Source organism: Bradyrhizobium sp. i1.15.2 (genome assembly GCF_040548425.1).
GTDB classification, from domain to species: Bacteria; Pseudomonadota; Alphaproteobacteria; order Rhizobiales; family Xanthobacteraceae; genus Bradyrhizobium; species Bradyrhizobium canariense.
Window position 1 is genome coordinate 168,083 of sequence record NZ_JBEPRQ010000001.1, and the last position, 18,473, is coordinate 186,555.

At 64.9% G+C, this 18,473-nt stretch carries 21 protein-coding genes; 7 read left to right on the forward strand and 14 right to left on the reverse strand.

The window, feature by feature from the left end; genetic code table 11:
* Window positions 1-65: 65 nt before the first annotated feature.
* Together ABIB80_RS00850 and ABIB80_RS00855 are read right to left on the reverse strand one after the other, a co-directional pair.
* Window positions 66-1,487, reverse strand: coding sequence for a sensor histidine kinase (locus ABIB80_RS00850; protein ID WP_007597459.1), 1,422 nt, complete (start codon window positions 1,485-1,487; stop codon window positions 66-68).
* Complete coding sequence (locus ABIB80_RS00855; protein ID WP_354126858.1) at window positions 1,487-2,149, reverse strand: response regulator; 663 nt, start codon at window positions 2,147-2,149, stop codon at window positions 1,487-1,489. The genes ABIB80_RS00850 and ABIB80_RS00855 overlap by 1 nt, the downstream gene beginning before the upstream one ends.
* Window positions 2,150-2,352: 203 nt before the next feature.
* Between ABIB80_RS00855 and ABIB80_RS00860 the strand changes: the two genes are divergently transcribed.
* The 4 genes from ABIB80_RS00860 to ABIB80_RS00875 all read left to right on the forward strand — a co-directional run bounded on the left by ABIB80_RS00860 (window position 2,353) and on the right by ABIB80_RS00875 (window position 5,913).
* A complete protein-coding gene (locus ABIB80_RS00860) occupies window positions 2,353-2,655 on the forward strand; it encodes a hypothetical protein (RefSeq protein WP_354126859.1) in 303 nt (100 codons plus the stop codon).
* Between the two features lie 153 nt (window positions 2,656-2,808).
* Entirely contained in the window at window positions 2,809-3,042 is a 234-nt protein-coding gene (locus tag ABIB80_RS00865; RefSeq protein ID WP_354126860.1) for a hypothetical protein, read from the forward strand.
* 253 nt (window positions 3,043-3,295) lie between these two features.
* Complete coding sequence (locus tag ABIB80_RS00870) at window positions 3,296-3,979, forward strand: response regulator (RefSeq protein WP_219680579.1); 684 nt, start codon at window positions 3,296-3,298, stop codon at window positions 3,977-3,979.
* The gene (locus ABIB80_RS00875) at window positions 3,976-5,913 is read left to right on the forward strand and encodes an ATP-binding protein (protein WP_354126861.1); all 1,938 of its coding nucleotides are present in this window, start codon (window positions 3,976-3,978) and stop codon (window positions 5,911-5,913) included. The genes ABIB80_RS00870 and ABIB80_RS00875 overlap by 4 nt, the downstream gene beginning before the upstream one ends.
* Before the next feature lie 115 nt (window positions 5,914-6,028).
* Here the strand turns inward: ABIB80_RS00875 and ABIB80_RS00880 are convergent, their stop codons facing one another.
* A complete protein-coding gene (locus tag ABIB80_RS00880) occupies window positions 6,029-6,310 on the reverse strand; it encodes a hypothetical protein (RefSeq protein ID WP_007597469.1) in 282 nt (93 codons plus the stop codon).
* 235 nt (window positions 6,311-6,545) lie between these two features.
* Here ABIB80_RS00880 and ABIB80_RS00885 point away from each other — a divergent pair, with 235 nt between their 5' ends.
* Window positions 6,546-6,770, forward strand: a complete 225-nt coding sequence (locus ABIB80_RS00885; RefSeq protein WP_007597470.1) for a cysteine rich repeat-containing protein — start codon at window positions 6,546-6,548, stop codon at window positions 6,768-6,770.
* Between the two features lie 85 nt (window positions 6,771-6,855).
* Here ABIB80_RS00885 and ABIB80_RS00890 read toward each other — a convergent pair whose 3' ends face one another.
* From ABIB80_RS00890 to ABIB80_RS00905, 4 genes are all read right to left on the reverse strand, one after another.
* On the reverse strand, window positions 6,856-7,575 hold the full coding sequence (locus ABIB80_RS00890) for a hypothetical protein (protein ID WP_007597471.1): 720 nt from the start codon (window positions 7,573-7,575) through the stop codon (window positions 6,856-6,858).
* Window positions 7,576-7,661: 86 nt separating this feature from the next.
* Window positions 7,662-8,372 (reverse strand): hypothetical protein, encoded by a 711-nt coding sequence (locus ABIB80_RS00895; RefSeq protein ID WP_007597473.1) that lies wholly within the window; start codon window positions 8,370-8,372, stop codon window positions 7,662-7,664.
* Between the two features lie 132 nt (window positions 8,373-8,504).
* A complete protein-coding gene (locus tag ABIB80_RS00900; RefSeq protein WP_007597474.1) occupies window positions 8,505-8,753 on the reverse strand; it encodes a hypothetical protein in 249 nt (82 codons plus the stop codon).
* 163 nt (window positions 8,754-8,916) lie between these two features.
* Complete coding sequence (locus tag ABIB80_RS00905; protein WP_354126862.1) at window positions 8,917-9,882, reverse strand: NAD(P)H-dependent flavin oxidoreductase; 966 nt, start codon at window positions 9,880-9,882, stop codon at window positions 8,917-8,919.
* A 108-nt stretch (window positions 9,883-9,990) separates the two neighbouring features.
* Here ABIB80_RS00905 and ABIB80_RS00910 point away from each other — a divergent pair, with 108 nt between their 5' ends.
* A complete protein-coding gene (locus tag ABIB80_RS00910) occupies window positions 9,991-11,553 on the forward strand; it encodes an AMP-binding protein (RefSeq protein ID WP_354126863.1) in 1,563 nt (520 codons plus the stop codon).
* 37 nt (window positions 11,554-11,590) lie between these two features.
* On the opposite strand, the gene ABIB80_RS00915 is transcribed toward ABIB80_RS00910, so the two are convergent.
* The 7 genes from ABIB80_RS00915 to ABIB80_RS00945 all read right to left on the reverse strand — a co-directional run bounded on the left by ABIB80_RS00915 (window position 11,591) and on the right by ABIB80_RS00945 (window position 17,163).
* Window positions 11,591-12,364, reverse strand: a complete 774-nt coding sequence (locus tag ABIB80_RS00915; RefSeq protein ID WP_035993707.1) for a thioesterase family protein — start codon at window positions 12,362-12,364, stop codon at window positions 11,591-11,593.
* 11 nt (window positions 12,365-12,375) lie between these two features.
* Window positions 12,376-13,344, reverse strand: a complete 969-nt coding sequence (locus tag ABIB80_RS00920; protein ID WP_007597481.1) for an NAD(P)H-dependent flavin oxidoreductase — start codon at window positions 13,342-13,344, stop codon at window positions 12,376-12,378.
* 260 nt (window positions 13,345-13,604) lie between these two features.
* On the reverse strand, window positions 13,605-15,005 hold the full coding sequence (locus ABIB80_RS00925; RefSeq protein ID WP_007597482.1) for an aspartate ammonia-lyase: 1,401 nt from the start codon (window positions 15,003-15,005) through the stop codon (window positions 13,605-13,607).
* Between the two features lie 30 nt (window positions 15,006-15,035).
* Window positions 15,036-15,572, reverse strand: coding sequence for a hypothetical protein (locus ABIB80_RS00930; RefSeq protein ID WP_007597483.1), 537 nt, complete (start codon window positions 15,570-15,572; stop codon window positions 15,036-15,038).
* Window positions 15,573-15,619: 47 nt separating this feature from the next.
* A complete protein-coding gene (locus ABIB80_RS00935) occupies window positions 15,620-16,222 on the reverse strand; it encodes a YqaA family protein (protein WP_219680596.1) in 603 nt (200 codons plus the stop codon).
* A gap of 45 nt (window positions 16,223-16,267) precedes the next feature.
* Window positions 16,268-16,672, reverse strand: a complete 405-nt coding sequence (gene hisE, locus ABIB80_RS00940) for a phosphoribosyl-ATP diphosphatase (RefSeq protein ID WP_219680599.1) — start codon at window positions 16,670-16,672, stop codon at window positions 16,268-16,270.
* 119 nt (window positions 16,673-16,791) lie between these two features.
* The gene (locus tag ABIB80_RS00945) at window positions 16,792-17,163 is read right to left on the reverse strand and encodes a hypothetical protein (RefSeq protein ID WP_007597488.1); all 372 of its coding nucleotides are present in this window, start codon (window positions 17,161-17,163) and stop codon (window positions 16,792-16,794) included.
* A 224-nt stretch (window positions 17,164-17,387) separates the two neighbouring features.
* On the opposite strand from ABIB80_RS00945, the gene ABIB80_RS00950 reads away from it, so the two are divergent.
* Complete coding sequence (locus tag ABIB80_RS00950; protein ID WP_354126865.1) at window positions 17,388-18,434, forward strand: ABC transporter substrate-binding protein; 1,047 nt, start codon at window positions 17,388-17,390, stop codon at window positions 18,432-18,434.
* The last annotated feature ends 39 nt before the right edge of the window (window positions 18,435-18,473 follow it).

Sequence of the window (18,473 nt, forward strand, 5' to 3'; positions counted from 1 at the left end):
GCCGCTTTGCGGACTTTAGTTTGTTCAGGACTGCAGCCACTTCTACAGCGGCGCACAATCAGGCCTCAACTTGAGCTTTCACCATCACGCTTGGCAAGAGGAAAGCTCACGGAAACCCGCAGGCCCCGGCCTTCCGGGCCAGGTGCAAGCACGATTTGAGCCCCGAGACGGTCCGACAACGCTTTCACGATGGCCAGTCCAAGGCCGCTACCCTCAGGGCCGTTCGCCGTCGGAATCCGATAAAAGCGTTCGAAGACACGGGCCAGATGGGCCTCCGGAATTCCCGGACCGGTATCCTCGACTTCAATCCGCGCGGTCGTGGCGTCAACAACCGCGCGAACCAGGACCAACCCGCCGGGTCGGTTGTAGCGGATGGCATTGTCGATCAGGTTTGCCAGCAATTCGCCAATCAGGACGGTATTGCCGGCGATGACCGCGGGACCGTCAAATCGATCGAACTGGACGTCGATGTCGCGCGCGAACGCCTGTGGGGCACGCTCCGACAGGACATTGAAGGCGACCTCGTTCAGGTCAACGTTCTCCGCGGCCGGTTGCGCAATGTTCTGCTCGTCGACCCGAGCCAGTGTCACGAGCTGCTCGAGCAGCCGTTCAAGGCGGTTGATGGCGTTATCGACCTCGTCGAGGGCAGATTGGCCCGCCGGCGTCTCCGACCCCAGGCGTCGCACCAGATCGAGATGCGTTCGCAATATCGCCAACGGCGTTCGCATCTGATGCGAGGCATCGGCGGTGAATCGGCGCACCAGTCCAATGGCCAGATCCAGCCGCTGTAGCAGGGAATTTACCGCGAGCGCCGGTGCTAAAGCTTCCTGCGGCACCCGGGAAAGGTCAAGCGGACTGAGATTTGGACCGCCCTGGATGCCGCGCGCGTCGATTTCTTGTTTGAGTTCGCCAAGCGGCCTCAGGCCTCGATCGACCGCGTACCAGCCGAGGCAAGCGATGAGGCTAATCAAGCCTGCCTCGAGCATCGCCAGTCCGATCAGCATTTCACGTTCGACGACGCGGCGCGCCTGCACCGTTTCGGCCACTGCGACGAGGACCAGCCCTGGCCTGCCGTAGACCTGCCGCGCCTGCGCGCCGATACGAACCGTTTTGCCGCGGTACGCGCCATCGCGATGTCCGGTTTCGCCAGCCTTCAATCGATCGAACCCGGCGAGCGGAAGATCCTTGTAACCGGTGATCAATTCGCCGAGGTAAGTCACGCTGTAGTAAATGCTATCGTGCGACTGGCTCTCCAGCATGCCGAGCGCAACCTGCGGCAAGTCGACGGTCAGTTCGCCATCTTCCACGCCGACACGTTCGGCGATGGCGAGAATCGACCCATCGAGCAACCGGTCATGGACTGTCTGGACAACCCGCTGAATCAGCAACATACCGCCGATTCCAAGCACCATCGCCAATACAATGGCGGGCGCCACCAGATTGGTGAGGAGTGTTCGCCTCAACGACGGCCGCCAGGTGGCGATCACTATACCTCCAGCAGATACCCTAGCCCGCGGACGGTGCGGATCCGCGGCCCGTCGGGACCGAGTTTCTGGCGAACGCGACCAACATAGAGTTCCGCCGCGTTCGGCGCTACCGCCTCGTCGAAGCCAAACACCTCCGCGATCAGGCGCTCCTTGGAGACGACTTTGCCGACGCGGGTCATCAGCACCTCCAGCACGGCGAACTCGCGCCGTCGCAATTCAAGCGGCCGGCCGCTCAATGTAATCGTGCCCGCGGCGCGGTCGAACGCGAGCGGGCCACAGATCAAGGTCGGATTTGGAAGCCCCTGTCCCCTTCTCACGAGCGCGCGAACGCGGGCATCAAATTCGGCGATATCAAATGGCTTGGAGAGATAATCGTCGGCGCCGAGATCGAGCCCGCTGACCTTATCGCCGGTCGCATAACGGGCAGTCAGAATCATGACCGGAACGGTCGACCCGGCTTGCCGTATCTTGTGCAGGACACCGAAACCCGACACGTTCGGCAAGTTGATGTCCAGGATGATGAGGCTGTAGGGTTCCAGCAAGGCGGTCTGCGCCGCCGAAGCCCCGTCAGACTCGATATCGACGGCGAACCCGGACAGCTTGAGCCGCTCGGCAAGGCCCCGCGCCATGGCGGCATCGTCCTCGACAATCAGAATCCTCACTGAACAAACCCTTGCGTTCGCACCACCCGTGCGAGGGAGACGTTACCGTGAGGCTAGAAGCACAGTATCGAAAGATCAAATCGGAGCTTCCTCGCGGAGGCTAGCGGACTGGGTCAACGCGTCCAGTCCCTCGCCCTCCCTAGCAATCGTCACATCCCGCCTGTATAAACCGGTAGCTTCTTCCGCAACTCGAAGGAGCTCATATGAACGACCTGCACACTTGGCTTTCGCAACAGCACCACGGCCTGCGGACGTTCCGGATCTTTCAGCAAAAGCTCGAGACGCTCGGCCGCGACGACCCCGAACAGCGCGGCCTGTGCCGTCTGTTGAGCGGCCTCGTCGGCAGCTATGTCGAGACGTTCGATGAGGCCCCGCTGCCCGTCGAGGTCGCTGACGACGCCTATCATCGCCTGCTGACGCTGGTCGCAAGCCTCGACCTCGAGGGCGACACCAGCCGGCGGCTCGCGGACATCAACCGGGTTGCGACCTGCGAACTCTGGCAGTGACAAGCGCGGGCGGCGTACGGCTCGCATCCGCATCCTTGGGACACTTCGCCAGAGGACCGCGTGCTTCCGGCACGCCCACGCTCGGCGGTTCGACTTCGCCGGGCCAGTCCCTATATCGTGTGGCAACACGCATCGATGCAGCGAGCAGCTTTGATGGCCAGGAGACGCGCGACCGAAACGGAAGCCGACGATCTCCCCCGCTATTTCGTCTGGGTGCGCGGCCTCGAGGGCCCCGAACCGCAGAAATGGATGACGATGGATCTCGGCGTCGGTGACTGGAAACGGCCGCTCGTGCTCGCCTATCTGGAGCTGCCGGAGGGCGAGCGACACTTGCCGTTGTCGGCGCTGGCCCGGCGATATCCGCCGCCGCGGGGAGAGGCTTCGTAGAGGGGCCATCCTGGGCGGACGCGAGGATCTCACCAGCCCCTCAACCCAGGGCGAGCAACGCCGCACGGCGCGGGTCAGGGTGCAGCATCTGCCCGCGCCGCCGACGCTATCGGCCGCAGCAAAGCGGTAGGCGGCGTCCGCGAGGGTGCGGAAGAGTGACAATGCGCCCCCATGATTATGGGTGTCGCGGCGCCGGCACCGCGGCTAAACTTGGCCGTGCGCCGCGGGGGACACGCGGTGCAGGGCGATGATCATGACCGAACAGGGCGAGACGGGTGAGGCCATCACCATCCTCCTCGTCGAGGACGACGCGCCGACCTGCTGGCGGCTCCACGACGCGCTGGTCAAGGCCGGCTACGAGGTGCGCAGCGCCGGCACGCTCGCAGAGGCCCGCGCCGGGCTCGGCGAGCGGGCACCGCGCGTGCTGCTCACCGATCTGCGGCTACCCGACGGCCACGGCGTCGAGCTGATCCGCGAGACAAGGCAACGCTTTCCCGACACCGAGATCATGGTGATCTCGGCGCTCGGTGACGAAGAGAGTGTGATCTCCGCGATCACGGTCGGCGCCACCGGCTATCTCCTGAAGGATGCGTTCCCCACTGATATCGCCACCACCGTGCGCGATCTGGTCGCCGGCCATTCGCCGATCTCGGCCTCGATCGCCCGCTTCATCGTGCGCAGAACGCAAGGTTCCGCGCAGAATGCGGCCGAGCCTCCGCCTGGTCCCGCGCTCAACACCGCAAGGCTCACCCCGCGCGAGATCGACATCCTCTGGGGCATCGCCAAAGGTTTCAGCTACGCCGAGATCGCGAGCCATCTCGGCCTGTCCCGGCAGACCGTGCCCGGCCACATCAAGAACATCTATCGCAAGCTAGAAGTGCACACCCGCAGCGAAGCGGTGTTCGAAGCGGTGCAGCAGGGCCTGATCAAGCTGTGAGCGAGATCGCGGCCAAGGCACCGGTCAAACCCGCGCGGCGCCGGCTGCTGGTCTCGCGCCTCGTACCCTATCTGCTGCTCCAGGCGCTCATAGTTGTCGCGACCGTCCTCGGGCTGCGGCTGCTCCAGCCCAGCGACCCCGACGACTTTGCCCTGAGCGAATTCTCGCTGCGCGAGGACGGCGTGGCACGTCCGGTGACGCTGCCGCATTTCACGTCGTCACGCTATTCCCTGGCCGACCCGCCGCTCTACACCGGCACCTTCACCTTCCGCCGCGGCGACGTGGCGTCGGGATGGTCGGTATTCCTGCCGCGCTTCAGCAACGCGGTGGAAGTCGCAATCAACGGCGTCGTCATCCTGGATTCCCGACGCGATGCCAACGCCAACCGGCCCGACCGCAACACTCCCCAGATCGCGTCAATCCCGTCCTCGCTGCTGCGCGAGGGCGCGAACGAGATCACGGTGCGGCTGTTGGTTTGGGGACCGCTCAAGGGCTTTCTCGACACCGTCTATGTCGGCCCGGATGCGGCCTTGCGGCCGGCCTACGAGACACGCACGCTGATGTTCGTCACGTTGCCCGTGGTGTTCTCCGCCTGGCAGTCGATCCTCGCCGTCATCCTGGCGATCATGTGGCTGATGCGCCGCCGCGAGCCGGTTTACGGCGTCCTCGCCGTGGCGATGGTACTTGGCGTGGTGCAGGCCTTCGCGCCGCCACCGGTGCCCCCCGTCAACACGTCCCGGCTCGCCGCGGTGTTGCTCGCGTCCGCACCGATCGAGAGCGCCCTGGTCGTCGTCTTCGGCGTGCTGTTCTTCGGCTGGCGCTGGCCGCGTTACGGCATGCTGCTGTTCGCACCGGGGCTCGTCGTGTTCGGTGTCGGACTGATCGCCGGCCCGCCGCTGCCGCGCATTCTGTTTCTCCTGCTTGGCATTCCGACCGTCGGTCTCTGCCTGCTCCTGATGGCCTGCGTCACCGCTGCCGCGGTGGTGCGGCGGCAGGACGCGGCAAGCTTCACGCTCGGCTGCGCGGTGACCATCGTGCTGATCTGCTGGGTCCACGACATGCTGTCGGTGTTCGAGATCGTGACCAACGAGCGCATCTTCCTCTCGCGCCTGTCCTATTCGGCGATGCTGGTCGCGATCGGCGCCGGCTTGACCTGGCGGTTCGCGCGCGCGCTGAACCAGGTCGACAGCTTTGCCGACCAGCTCGTGACGCGCGTACGCGAGGCTGAGGAGCGGCTGAAGGCGAGCTTTGCCCGCGAGGAGGAGCGTGCACGGGCCGCCGCGCTCGCCAATGAGCGCACGCGGCTGATGCGCGACCTGCATGACGGCCTCGGCGGCCAGCTCATCAGCATCGTGGCACTGTCCGAGCGCGGGCACGAGGGCGCGACCATCACCGACGCCGCCCGTGCGGCGCTGAAGGACCTCCGCCTCGTCATCGATTCCATGGACGACATCGGCGGCGACCTGATGCTCGCACTCGGCTCCTGGCGCGAGCGCGCGACCGCGCAATTGCGACCGCACGACATCGCACTCGACTGGCACGTGGCCATGCCGCAGGGGCTACCGCTGCATCCCGAGCTCAGGCCATGGCATGTCATCCAGATCGTGCGCATCCTCGACGAGGCCGTGACAAATGCGGTCAAGCACGCAGAGGCCCGCCGCATCGCGGTCACCATCGAGACGGTCGACGAAGGTCAGGGACCGTACGGTGTGATCAAGGTCGCGGATGACGGCAAGGGCTTTGCGAACGGTTCTGTGCCGGTCGGCAGCGGCGGAGCCACCGACGCGAGCCAGACCGCGCGGGGCCTTCGCAACATGAGGAGCCGTGCCGCGCGCTGCGGGGCAATGCTCGATCTGAGCTCGGATTCCTCAGGCACGCGCGTGCGGCTGCAATTGCCGCAGGTTTTCCCCGACAGCGATGCCGCCGTCGGCTGAAAAGCCCCCTCTCCGAACGTGTGGGACGCGCGGAGAGAGGGACGGGCCGGATGATTTGCCTGCGGAGGACGGGGGGTCGTCCGCAATGCTCCTTCGCCCGAACTCTTTGTCTTTCTCAGCGCACGCCGACGCGATTGACCGGACCACCGCGATTCATCGGCGTGCCCGCGCGCACGCCGACACCGGGCGCACCGACCCCGGGTGTCGCGACCGCGACCGCGGCGGCCGGCGCAACAACCACTGCCGCTGTCGGCCGCACCACGCAGCCCTTGGGTATGCCGACCGTCTTGCAATAGACCACCGCCTGCGCCGGGCTCGTGCCCAACGAAACCATCGCCGCACCTGCCAGCGCCAAAATCGTCAGCCCGGCGCTCAGCGCTCCCGCTCTTTTCGACATCTTGCTCTCCTGCTTCCCGTTCGGTGGCCCGATGCAATCACCGGGTCTCGCAGCCGACGTGCAGCCTGAATGACAAAAGACGGCGCGCTGATACATGCCATGAAAATGGGGGTACGGCGGCGGGACGGGCTGGCCGATGCCATGAACATGGCATGGACCTGCGCCCGGGGCTCGCGAGATGGTCCGGCCCACTTGATCCCAGGCGGGACCAACGACATTCCCAAGGAGGTGTTTTATGAAGATTTCGGTTCTTGCCGTGCTGCTGCTCGCCGCTACCGCCCAGACCGCCGCTGCGCAATCCGGTCCGACGCCGCAGGAGCAGATGACCTGCCGAAGCGACGCGAGCAAATTCTGCGCCGAACACATCGGCAAGCCGCCGCAGATGAATGCCTGCCTGCGCGAGAACAAGTCGAAGCTTTCGGACGGCTGCCGCAAGGTCGTGGAGTCACACGGCGGGTAAGTGCTCGCCATCCACAGCACAAACCTCGCCGGCGCCAATGCCGTCAGGCCAATAGACTCGATGCGCCGGTCATAGAGGATGGACGCTAATCGTCGTCTCCGAATAGCCTGATCTGCGGAAAACCGCCGTGCGGCCTGCTCGGGACCTCGCGTGCATCGGCATCTTCGCGGATGTTGCGCGCGACGTCGTCCCAATCGGTGCGGTCGCGCATACCACGCGGCTCGCGGAAATCGTAATGACGGCGCTCGGCCCAGCGCTCACGGCGCTCCGTCCGGCGCCGTTCAGACGTGGCGCGCTTGACGTCAGAATCCCTGGCTTTGGCATAGGCGTTGTCGGATGACGGCTCTGTCGATGCCTGTCGCTCGGCAGGCTTTGCGACTTGCGGAGGCGACGCCGGTGGCGGTTTCGGGGGCTCCACCGCGGCCGCTTGCGAAGGCTGTTGCGCTGGCTGTTCAGCGTTGGCTTGAGTGGTCTGCGTGTCGGGCTTCACCGCTTCGGACTTTGCCTCAGGCTTGGACTCGGCCTTCGCGTCGGATCTGGCGTCGGATTTGGCTTCGGCCTGCGCTGGCGCGGCGACCATGGCGCCGAATGCTTGCGAGCCGGTGAGATATTGCAGGCGCTCGGATGGCGCGTCCGTCGTGGCGGGCTTGGCGTCAGCGCGCTGCGCGATCTTGCTGGTATCAGGCCCCTGCTTGGGCGAGACCGGATTCATGATATTGCCGGCGACAATGCCGCCGCCGAGACCAATGGCGATGGCTGCGACGATGGTTCCTGCACCGACGAAATAGGCTGTCGAGGCGCGCATTGGTCCACTCCCTCTTTGGAGCGGGCAACGCTTCTCGATTGCCTGATGTTCCCGATACATGCGCAGTTCCGGAAGGAACTTGCGCGTCAGATCTGCTGCGCGACCTTCTCGAGCCCGATGATGCGGGCGAGTTTGCGCACTTCCTCTTTCTGGTCGTCACGCAGCTGGAACAGGAGCGGCATCGCGGCCGACTTCAACTGCTGGACCTCGTCGCAATTGGGATCGATCGGCACGCCCTGCACGTTCGGATTGGACAGCTTGTTTGCCGAGATCTTGCGGACGACGTTGCGCAGCGCGGTTTCGACCGAGGGCCAGTAATATTCCTGCGACGACGACAACTTCAGACGGTCCCTGATGCCCGCGATCTGCACGTCGGACAGGAGCGAATAGGATTTCTGCGGCTGCGGCTTGGCAACGACCTTCGGCTTGGCCGGGACTTCGACGGCAGGAATCTCTGCAGCGGCCGGAGCCTCGTTCACGCTCGCCTTGGGCATCGGGAAATCGGATGGCGTGGCGGCGGCAAACGCCTGGCGCAGCGGCTCGGTCAGCACGGGCATTTGCGAGAGCTTGTCGGCCGGAACGTGGACCGGGTCGATGGCGGCCGAGGCCAGCGCCAGCGTCGGAACCAGACGGTCAGCCTTGGCCGCCCGATTGGTTGCAAGCGGCTTGGGTGCCGGCGCCTGCGTGATCATTTCGGCGCTGACGCTGGGCACGCTGTCGCGGCCGAGAATGGCGGTGGTGGCGGCGCCGAGGACGAGGAAGCAGGTCAGCACGACGATGGTGATGGCTTTCGACAAACGTCTCTCCGCAACCGGCTTCAAGTCCACGTGATCACTGCCCGGAAACTGGGCGAAAATTAAGGCTTAACCGTGCCATCGCGGCGGCAATCGCGCGGACTGCGGCGACATCACCTAGAAGGATCAACAAAATCAGGCAGCTAGCGCCAGATCGTAAGCGTCCTGGATGTCGGCCACGATCTCCGAGGCCTCCCAAACTCCACGCGGCTCGACCGACTGCAGCGCCACCGTCCAATTGCCGCCCCGGCGGGTGCGGGGGACGCTGACGATGTCGAAGCGCACGTTGCGGCACAGCGGATGGCGGGCCAGCGCATGGGCTACGCGAATGCGAATTTCGTCCAGCGAAGCCGCCGTCTTGGTGTTGAGAAAGTCGAAGTCCATCGCCTGTCCCTCTCGGTCCTGATTGGCGCCTGAGGGGGATTCTGGGCGATCGATGGTTAATCTGCCGTTAAGTGTGGGGCTGCGGAGCCATGCGGGATTAACTGTGACCGATGCGACGGTATCTCCTTCCCTCTCCCGGTTCTTCCGGAAAAGGGGGCCGGGTCTACCGCTCCACCGCCTCACGGTATTCCGCGAGCGTTGATGCGACGAGGTCGTCAACCGCGAGAACATCGGTCACGCCGGATGTCGAGTGCCCACCGCTCCAGATATCGCGCCAGCGCTTTGGCCGGTTCTCTCGTGCGGTAACGTCGATGTCCTTGCCGATGTCGATCGCGCCGCGCGCCGGCAGATCGTCGGGATCGAGACCCGCGGCGACGATCGACGGCTTCAGCATGCTGGTTTGAAGTCCCGTGAATGCGGTGGTCAGCAGGATATCGGCGGCGCTGCTCTCGACCAGAAGCCGCTTGTAACGATCATCCGCCATGCTCTCGTGGGTCGCGATGAACTTTGTACCCATGTAGCCGAGATCGCAGCCGAGCACTTCGGCCGCGCGCAATGCGTAGCCGTCGCTGATGCCCCCCGCGAGCACGATGATGCCATCGTAGAACGCGCGCACCGCGCGGACGAAGGCGAACGGGTTGAGCCAGCCGGTCTGGCCGCCCGCGCCCGCAGTGAGCAGCACGAGCCCGTCGGCACCTGCTTCCGCCGCGCGTTCGGCGTGGCGGATCGAGGCAACATCCGCAAGCACCAATGCGCCGGCGTCGTGCAGCGGCTTCAGCACCGGCGTGGGGGAGCCGACCGAGGTGATGACGATCTCCGGCCTGTGGTGCAGCAACACGGCGAGATCCTGCTGCAGCCGTGCATTGGAGCGGTGCACGATCAGGTTTGGGCAAAGCGGCGCGGCCTTGCGGCCGGTTTGATCTTCGTGCCGCAGCAGCCGCGTTTCGATGTCGGTGAGCCATTCATCGAGTTGTTCGGTGCTACGGCAATTCGCGCTGGGGAAGCTGCCGATCACGCCGTTGCGGCAGGCAGCTACCATGAGCTCGACGCCCGACACGAGAAACATCGGCGCGGCAATCAGCGGCAGGGCGAGACGACCGTGGAAATGTTGCAGCCGATCTGACGTCACGCATGCCTCCCTCGCGCGGGCTTAGTCGTTCCATCCCGCATTCCCTGTGCTAGCGTCGCGATAAACATTGGCACGCCAGAAGCCGATGACAAAGCAGCGAGGAAACATATGTCCGATCCGCTCTACGCATCGTCCCCGACTTGCGCGCAGGCGCTGCGGGCGCTGTCGCGCTATCCGGGCCGCACCGCGTTCGCGTGGCCCGGCGGATCGCTGAGCTATCAGGGCACCATCGACCTGATCGGGCGCATCCAGGGCGTGTTCATGCGGCTTGGATTGCAGCCCGGCGCGCGGGTCGCCTTCCTCACCGCGAACCGCGCCGACACATGGTGCACCGGCGTCGCCGCGCAATTGTCGCGGCTCTGCGTCACCTGGCTGCATCCTTTGGGATCGCGGGCAGACCAGCTGTTTCAGCTCGAGGATTCCGAGGCCGAGGTGCTGGTGGTCGATGCGGCCGCCTTCCGAGATCGCGGCGGCGAACTCGCCGCGCAGGCGGCGTGGCTCAAGGCGGTCTTCACCATGGGACCGGCCGCCTATGGCGTCGACCTGTTGCAGGCGATCGAGATCGAAGGCCATGCCAGCGCGCATTGCCTCGCCGGCCCCGACGATCTCTCCACGCTGAATTATACCGGTGGCACGACCGGCAAATCCAAGGGCGCGTTGCGCTACCACCGCGAAAATGCCGGGGCCGCGGCCGCGATCCTCGCCGACTTCGAGATCCCCGATGGCGCGCGCTACCTCGCGGTGGCACCGATCAGCCATGTCGCCGGCACGAAGGTGCTGCCGACCCTGATGCGTGGCGGCACCGTGCACATGCTGAAGGGTTTTGATCCCGAGGCGGTGCTGGCGACGATCGCGCGCGAGCGCATCAACTTCACGCTGTTCGTGCCGACCATGATCTATGTGCTGCTCGATCATCCCGCATTGAGCAGGACCAAGCTCTCCTCGCTCGAACTGGTGCTCTACGGCGCCTCCGCGATGTCGCCGAGCCGCTTGATCGAGGGCATCGAGCGGATCGGGCCGGTGTTCTCGCAGCTTTACGGCCAGACCGAATGCTATCCAATCTCGGTGCTGCGCAAGGCGGATCACGATCCCAGGACGCCCGAACTGTTCCTGTCCTGCGGCTTCCCGATCGCGGCCTGCGAGGTCCGGATCCTCGACGACAACGATCAAGAAGTGAAGACGGGCGAAGCCGGTGAGATCTGCGTGCGCGCCCCGCACGCGATGGCGGAGTACTGGAAGCGGCCCGACATCACCGCCGAGACGCTTCGGAACGGATGGGTCCATACCGGCGACATCGCGCGCAGGGACGAACGCGGCTACATGTTCATCCTCGACCGCAAGAAGGACATGATCGTCTCCGGCGGCTTCAACATCTTTCCGCGGGAAATCGAGGACGTGCTGTCACAGCACGCCGACGTGGCCATGGTCGCGGTCGTCGGCATCCCTGACGAGAAATGGGACGAAGCCGTCACTGCCATCGTCGTGCCGCGCGAGGGCGCTACGCCTGACGCCGACGAGCTGATCAACATGGTGAGAACGCGGAAGGGCTCGGCTCACGCGCCCAAGCATATCCAGTTCGTCAGGCAATTGCCGATGACCGGCGTCGGCAAGGTCGACAAGAAGGTGCTGCGCGCGGAATTCTGGAGCGGGCGGGACCGGATGGTGGGGTAGCTCCTGCCCCGGCCGCGGCGCAGTCTCACGCAGCCCCTCACCGCTTCTCGATCACCAGGCTCTGCACGGCGCGGCCAAAATACCCCGTCCGGTCCGCCAGCCGCGACATCGCAAGCCCGGCACCATCGGGGCCGATCCAGGAATCACCGTCGAGCAGGATCCATTCGCCGACCGGCTGGCGCGCAAAGCTCACGGTGAGGTCAGCGTTGATGTAGGTCCAGGCGCGGAAATCGAGCGACGAGGCGGTGCCGTTGGAAAAATCGGCCGCGACCACGGCGCGCATCGCCTGCGAGAGCGGTTCGCCTGCGATCAGGGGATGGTCGACGCGAAACCAGATCGCGCCGGCGCCGGCTTGCCCGAAGCGGCCGCGCGCGGCGCGCATCGACACCGATCGCACGAACGGGCTGGTGGCGGCATGACCGTCCTCGAGCAGCGAGTCCTCCGGCGACGGCAGCGTAACCGGCAGTGCCTTGATGTCATCGGGCAGCGTCAGCGCCTGGCGCTTGATCTTGAGCACGGTGGCGCCGACCACCTGTACGCCGTCGGCGAGCAGCTTGACCCCGCAGAGCTGGATCTTGCGGCCCTCGCGCAAGACCTCGGTCGCGATCGTGAGCGGCGCCACCGGAACCGGGCGCATCAGGTCGATGGTGACGCGCGCGATGTCCATCGCGACAGGCGTCGGAATACGCTCAGCCGCCCACGTCACCAGCGAGGCCGGCGCCGAGCCGTGCTGCATGCGCCGGTCCCACGGGCCGGCGGCATCCGGGCTGGTGATGACGCTGTTGCCGTCGACGCGGTAGATGGCCGTCATTGGGAGGGCCATTACAACGGCGGATCGATCGCTTCGTCGTACTCCTTCTTGAAGCGCGCGATCAGCTCGGCGGCGGGAAGAATGCCGTCGACGCTGCCGATGCCCTGGCCGGAGCCCCAGATCTCCTTCCAGGCCTTCGGCTTGGCGCGCTCACCGGAGGCGTCGGTGCCGAAGTTCATCTTCGAGGGATCGGACGTCGGCAGGTTCTCCGGATCCATGCCGGCGGCGAGAATCGACGGCTTCAGATAGTTGCCGTGCACGCCGGTGAACAGGTTGGAATAGACGATGTCGTCGGCCGTCGCGCCCGCGATCATCTCCTTGTACTTCTCGACCGCATTGGCTTCCTTGGTGGCGATGAAGGCCGAGCCGATATAGGCAAAGTCGGCTCCGAGAATGCGCGCGGCGCGGATCGCCTTGCCGTTGCCGATCGCGCCCGACAGCGCGATCGGGCCGTCGAACCATTTTCGTGTCTCGGCGACGAATGCCAACGGCGAGATCGTGCCGGCATGGCCGCCGGCGCCCGCCGCGACCAGGATCAGGCCGTCGGCGCCCTTCTCGATCGCCTTGTGCGCAAACTTCTGGTTGATCACATCGTGGAAAACGATGCCGCCCCAGCCGTGCACGGCCTGGTTCAGCTCCTCGCGCGCGCCGAGCGACGAGATGATCATCGGCACCTTGTACTTGGCGCAAAGCTGCATGTCGTGATCGAGCCGGTTGTTCGACTTGTGCACGATTTGGTTGACCGCGAACGGCGCCGACGGCTTGTCCGGATGCGCGCGGTCATAGGCCGCGAGCTCTTCAGTGATCCGCGCCAGCCACTCGTCAAGCAGCTCCGGCGGACGCGCGTTCAGCGACGGAAACGAGCCGACCACGCCCGCCTTGCACTGCGCGATCACGAGATCGGGCACCGAGATGATGAAGAGCGGCGAGCCGATCACGGGGATCGACAGGCGTCCCCTAAACAAGGCAGGCATGGACATTGCGAGACGATCCTCTGTTGGCGGTCACATCGAAGTTGGGAGCCATACCAACAAGGCAATCTTTCCACTGTCAAGTATTGCGTTTTGGCGCCGTGGAGGACGCCGTTACCGCAATTCCAAACAGCGGAATTCCTGCTTCCGTCATTCCGGAGCGACGCGTAGCGTCGAGCCCGGAATCCATCGGGCCTCGGCACGAATGGCGAAATGGATTCCGGGCTCGCGCTTCGCGGGCCCGGAATGACGGGAGGAGAGAGCGGCGCCTATGCAAGCAAATCCGGATTGATCAGCCGCTCGAACGAGAACATCTCGTCCCATTTCTCCTGGGTCAGCAGCTTGCGTTCGACCACGACGATCTGGTGCAGCGACTTGCCGCTCTTGTAGCCCTCGCGCGCGATCTCGGCGCATTGCTTGTAGCCGAGCAGCGGCTTCAGCACCGTGACGATACCGAGCGAATTCAGCACCATGTTGCGGGTGTGCTCCTCGTTGGCAGTGATGCCGACGACGCAATTCTCGCGCAGGCTGTTGACCGCGCGCTCCATGGTGCGGATCGAGAAGAACAGCGCGAACGAGATCACCGGCTCCATCACATTGAGCTGGAGCTGACCGGCGGACGCCGCGAGCGTCACGGTGGTGTCGAGCCCGATCACGAGGAAGCTGGTCTGGTTGACGACCTCGGGGATCACAGGATTGACCTTGCCGGGCATGATCGAGGAACCCGGCTGAAGCTGCGGCAGGTTGATCTCGTTGAAGCCGGCACGCGGGCCCGAGGCGAGCAGGCGGATGTCGTTGCAGATCTTCGTTAGCTTGCTCGCGGTGCGTTTGAGAACGCCGGAGAGCTGCACATAGGCGCCGGTATCCGACGTCGCCTCGACGAGATCGCCGGCGAGGATGAAGTCGACGCCGGTGAGCGCGCTCAGATGCCGGACCGCGAGCTTGGGATAACCGTGCGCCGCGGTGACGGAGGTGCCGATCGCGGTGGCGCCGAGATTGATCTCGCGCAGCAGCGCACGGGCCTCGGAGATTCGATCGACCTCCTCGCCCATGGTGGTCCCCCAACCGCGGAATTCGGCGCCGAGTGACATCGGCACCGCGTCCTGCAAATGGGTGCGGCCCATCTTCAGCACGCGCTCGAACTCCCTGCCCTTGGCGAAGAACGCCTCCTGGAGCTGGCGCAGCGCCGTCATGTAGCTCTCGAGCCGCAGGATCAGCGCCAGCCGAAAGGCGGTCGGATAGGTGTCGTTGGTCGACTGGCCGTAATTGACGTGATCGTTGGGGCTGACGTGCTGGTAGTCGCCCTTGGCGAAGCCGAGCGATTCCAGCGCGAGATTGGCGATCACCTCGTTGGCGTTCATGTTGGTGGAGGTGCCGGCCCCGCCCTGGATGAAGTCGGTGACGAACTGGTCCATCATATCGCCGGCGATGACGCGATCGCAGCCCACGATGATGGCTTCCGCGACTTTGGTGTCCACCGCGCCGAGATCGCGGTTGGCCATGGCGGCGGCCTTCTTGACGTAACCAAGCGCCTTTACGAAGTAAGGCTCCTGGTTCATCGGAATGCCGGTGATGTGGAAGTTCTCCTTCCCGCGGATGGTCTGGACGCCGTAATAGATGTCGTCGGCGATCTCACGCTGTCCGAGGAAGTCCTGCTCCGTGCGACTCATGGGCGCTCCTTGCTTGCTCGCGCGACGTCCTTAGTTCTGGCACAGCGCGCTGGTGACGAAGGTGTCGGTGCGGCAGTCATCCGGTTTGCGTTGCCTGCCCGGGATCAGAACCTTGGCCGAGCACTTTTCCGCGGAATCGGCATTCAGGCTCTTGCCTTCCGTGTAGCCCTTGCTCTGGCAGAGTTTGTCGGCGGCGAGCTTGCAGTCGGGCGCGCCGTTCGACGAGGCCGGACAGGCGACGCGTCCCGACACCATGGTCGACGGCTTCGCCAGGCGCGACAAATCGTTCATGGTCTCGCTCGGACTTTTGATCGGCGGCAGGATCGACGGCAGCTTGTCGAACAGCTTGCCCATTTCGTTGATCAGCCCGGGATTTTCCTCATGCGCCGGCGGCGACGAAGGAGCTGTCGAGGGCGCCGGTGCGGCCTGCGGTCCTTGCTCCTGCAAGCCGAGCGCCGGCGGCGCGGATTGCGGCCATCCGGTGCCGCCGGCAACGAGCAGGAGCGAAAGCACCGCAAATGTCAGCGTGCCCAGCCGCAGGACCGGATTGCCGGATCGAAGCATCATGACGGCAACCGTAGCCGAACGAGGCGCGGCGGCAAAGCGCCTTGGAGTTAGATCAACTTGATTGCGACGACAAAGCCGAGCACGAGCACCGCAGCGCCGATTGCCACCACCAATCCGAGATGCTTCTCGATCTTGACCCGGATCCAGTCGCCGTAGCGGTTGAGCAGGATCGCCACGATAAAGAAGCGCCCGCCACGCGCCACGATCGAGCACAGGATGAAGAGCCCGATATTGTAGCCGGCAAAGCCGGACGTGATGGTCACGAGCTTGTAGGGGATCGGTGTCAGGCCCTTGAGCAGGATGATCACGGCGCCCCATTCGGCATAGGAGGCGCGGAAGGCGTCAACCTTGCCGCCGAGGCCATAGACCTCGATCAGCCAATGGCCGACCGAGTCGAAGAGCAGCGCACCGATGGCGTAGCCCAACAGACCACCCAGCACCGACGTCGCAGTGCAGATCGCCGCATAGACCCAGGCGCGCTGCGGGCGCGCCAGTGACATCGGGATCAGCATCACGTCCGGCGGGACGGGAAAGAAGGAGCTTTCAGCGAAAGCCACGGCGCCCATGATCCAGAGCGCGTAAGGCTTGTGAGCGGCGTCGATGCACCAGTCGTAGATACGTTTCAGCATGGCGCCGCGATGAAGCACCATGGGACGGATTTGTCCATGCCGAGATGGGACCGATTTGTGCCAATACTAGTGGCGCTTGCGCGCGCTGCGGCCTTCGAGCGCGACGATAGGCCGCCTGGCGGCGACCCGCGGTGACGCAACTTTGGGCAGCTTCATCGCCGACTTCGGCAGCTTCTCGGCGATGCCGAGCATGTCTTCACGCCGCGTCATCTCGCGCCAGACGTCCTCGGGGCGCACGCCGGCCGAGGCCCATAGCACGATCAGATTGTAGAGTAGATCGGCGCTTTCCCGGATCACGGCTTCGCTATCGCCGTTGACCGCGTCGATGACGACCTCGATGGCCTCTTCAGCCAGTTTCTTCGCCATTTTTGACGGGCCGCGCTGAAACAGCCGCGCGGTGCGCGATGTTGCCGGATCAAGGTCCCTGGCCGCGAGCACAGCCAGATATAGCCGCTCAAGCGAATCACTCATGGTACTCGAAACTACTCTAAACCCATGGCGAGCGCGTTAACGCGCGATAGTAAAAGCCCAAAATGGGCCGCCGCGGCAAGCACGACGGCCCGTTTGTGGTCAACCTTTTGCGGCCAAACCTAGTAGCAGTTGGTGTGGTAGCCTTGGCCGCAAAGCTCCGACGGAGCGGTGCCGCCGTAGCGCTGATACTGGTAGTTCGGGCCGGGTCCGTAATACGGGCCATCACCGTAATAGGCAGGGCCGCTGTAATAGGCGGGACCGCCATAATAAGGGCCGTCGTCATAGGCGTAGGCATTGCGGGTCGCGGCGATTGCGAGGCCGGTGCCGATAGCACCGGCAATGGCCGCGCCGGCAAAGGCCGCGCCGCCGCCACCATGCCAATGGCGGCCGCCCGCGTATGAAGCGGTCGGGGTCATTGCGGTCAGCGCCAGCACCGCGGCGGTAGCGAGAAGGGCCTTACGGCCGGCAAATCCTGAAAATCTGTCAAACATGTCCTGGACCCTCCTTGGGACCTCGAATGGTGCCTGATGACAGGCTCGTGTCTCTCAAACACCTGCATCCCATGTTGGGTTCCCCAACCCCAACACAAGCTGAACGGAGTTGCGTGATCGTGACGCAACCGCCGCTCATCCGCCGTTCATATTGGCGCAAACAGACTGCTACGCCCGCCGGCGCTGCGAGCGTCACGAACCACAATGCGGGACCGGCGCCACTGATGTTCGGATTCAGGACCACTGCCCTTCGTTGCCTACCGGCCCTTGCAATCTTGCTTGCGGCGCTGACTGCGCGCGATGCTACCGCGGCCGAGACCGTCGCGCCCTCCATTGCAATCCACTTCACCTTCGACCGCCCGATCGATGCGAGCATGGCGCCGTTTTTTCTTGCCGCAAAGGACGGCAGCTTTAGCGCCGAACGTCTCAACGTCTCCTTCAGCAGCGCGGCCGGATCGCCGGCGGCGCTTGCGCGCGTCGCCAAGGGCGATAGCGAGTTCGCGCTCGTCGACATCAACGAGCTGATCCGCTTCCGCGACAAGGATCCGGCACCGGTCAAGTCGGTGTTCGTGCTGTTCAACCGCGCGCCCTACGCGATCGTCGCCCGCAGGAGCCGTGGCATCCACCTCATGCCCGACCTGGACGGCAAGACCGTCGGCGTCGCGGATAGCGATCTGTCGATGCGGCTGTGGCCGGCGCTGGCGCAGCAGAACGGCATCGACACGGCTCACGTGAAATTCCACAAGATCAGCGCCGCGGTGCGCGAGCCGATCCTCTCCGCGGGACAGGTCGATGCCGTCGCCGGCTTCAGCTATCTCTCGGCAGTGAACCTGCGCGACCGCGGCGTGCCAGGCGGCGATCTCGTCGCGCTTCGCTATGCCGATTATGGTTGCGAGGCCTATGGCTTTGCCGTCGTGGTCAACCCGGCTTTCGCCGCGTCCAGGCCGGACAGCGTGAAGGGATTCGTCCGCGCATTGATTGCCGGCATCAACGCGACCGTCAAGGACCCGGCGCGCGCGGCGGACGAGGCCGCGAGCCGCATTGAGGACGGCGACCGCGATCTTGAGCTGGAGCGCCTGCGCACCGTCCTCGTCGACAACATCCTGACCGACGAGGTCCGTCGCAACGGCCTCGGCGACATCGACCCGGCGCGCATGGATCGCGCGATCGACCAGATCGGGCAGGATTTCAAATTCCGCAAACGGCCGGCGGCGGACGATATCTTCGACGGCGGCTTCCTGCCGCCGCTCGCAGGGCGGTTGATCAACTGAGCAAAACCGACAGCTTCCGCTATATCTCGCAGCCGATCC

Bases quoted from the DNA above. Each gene is read 5' to 3' on its own strand.
- ABIB80_RS00860 (WP_354126859.1), top strand. From the start codon at position 2,353: ATGAACGACCTGCACACTTGGCTTTCGCAACAGCACCACGGCCTGCGG.
- ABIB80_RS00865 (WP_354126860.1), top strand. From the start codon at position 2,809: ATGGCCAGGAGACGCGCGACCGAAACGGAAGCCGACGATCTCCCCCGC.
- ABIB80_RS00870 (WP_219680579.1), top strand. From the start codon at position 3,296: ATGACCGAACAGGGCGAGACGGGTGAGGCCATCACCATCCTCCTCGTC.
- ABIB80_RS00880 (WP_007597469.1), bottom strand. From the start codon at position 6,310: ATGTCGAAAAGAGCGGGAGCGCTGAGCGCCGGGCTGACGATTTTGGCG.
- ABIB80_RS00885 (WP_007597470.1), top strand. From the start codon at position 6,546: ATGAAGATTTCGGTTCTTGCCGTGCTGCTGCTCGCCGCTACCGCCCAG.
- ABIB80_RS00890 (WP_007597471.1), bottom strand. From the start codon at position 7,575: ATGCGCGCCTCGACAGCCTATTTCGTCGGTGCAGGAACCATCGTCGCA.
- ABIB80_RS00900 (WP_007597474.1), bottom strand. From the start codon at position 8,753: ATGGACTTCGACTTTCTCAACACCAAGACGGCGGCTTCGCTGGACGAA.
- ABIB80_RS00910 (WP_354126863.1), top strand. From the start codon at position 9,991: ATGTCCGATCCGCTCTACGCATCGTCCCCGACTTGCGCGCAGGCGCTG.
- ABIB80_RS00915 (WP_035993707.1), bottom strand. From the start codon at position 12,364: ATGACGGCCATCTACCGCGTCGACGGCAACAGCGTCATCACCAGCCCG.
- ABIB80_RS00920 (WP_007597481.1), bottom strand. From the start codon at position 13,344: ATGTCCATGCCTGCCTTGTTTAGGGGACGCCTGTCGATCCCCGTGATC.
- ABIB80_RS00925 (WP_007597482.1), bottom strand. From the start codon at position 15,005: ATGAGTCGCACGGAGCAGGACTTCCTCGGACAGCGTGAGATCGCCGAC.
- ABIB80_RS00930 (WP_007597483.1), bottom strand. From the start codon at position 15,572: ATGATGCTTCGATCCGGCAATCCGGTCCTGCGGCTGGGCACGCTGACA.
- ABIB80_RS00935 (WP_219680596.1), bottom strand. From the start codon at position 16,222: ATGGTGCTTCATCGCGGCGCCATGCTGAAACGTATCTACGACTGGTGC.
- hisE (WP_219680599.1), bottom strand. From the start codon at position 16,672: ATGAGTGATTCGCTTGAGCGGCTATATCTGGCTGTGCTCGCGGCCAGG.
- ABIB80_RS00945 (WP_007597488.1), bottom strand. From the start codon at position 17,163: ATGTTTGACAGATTTTCAGGATTTGCCGGCCGTAAGGCCCTTCTCGCT.
- ABIB80_RS00950 (WP_354126865.1), top strand. From the start codon at position 17,388: ATGTTCGGATTCAGGACCACTGCCCTTCGTTGCCTACCGGCCCTTGCA.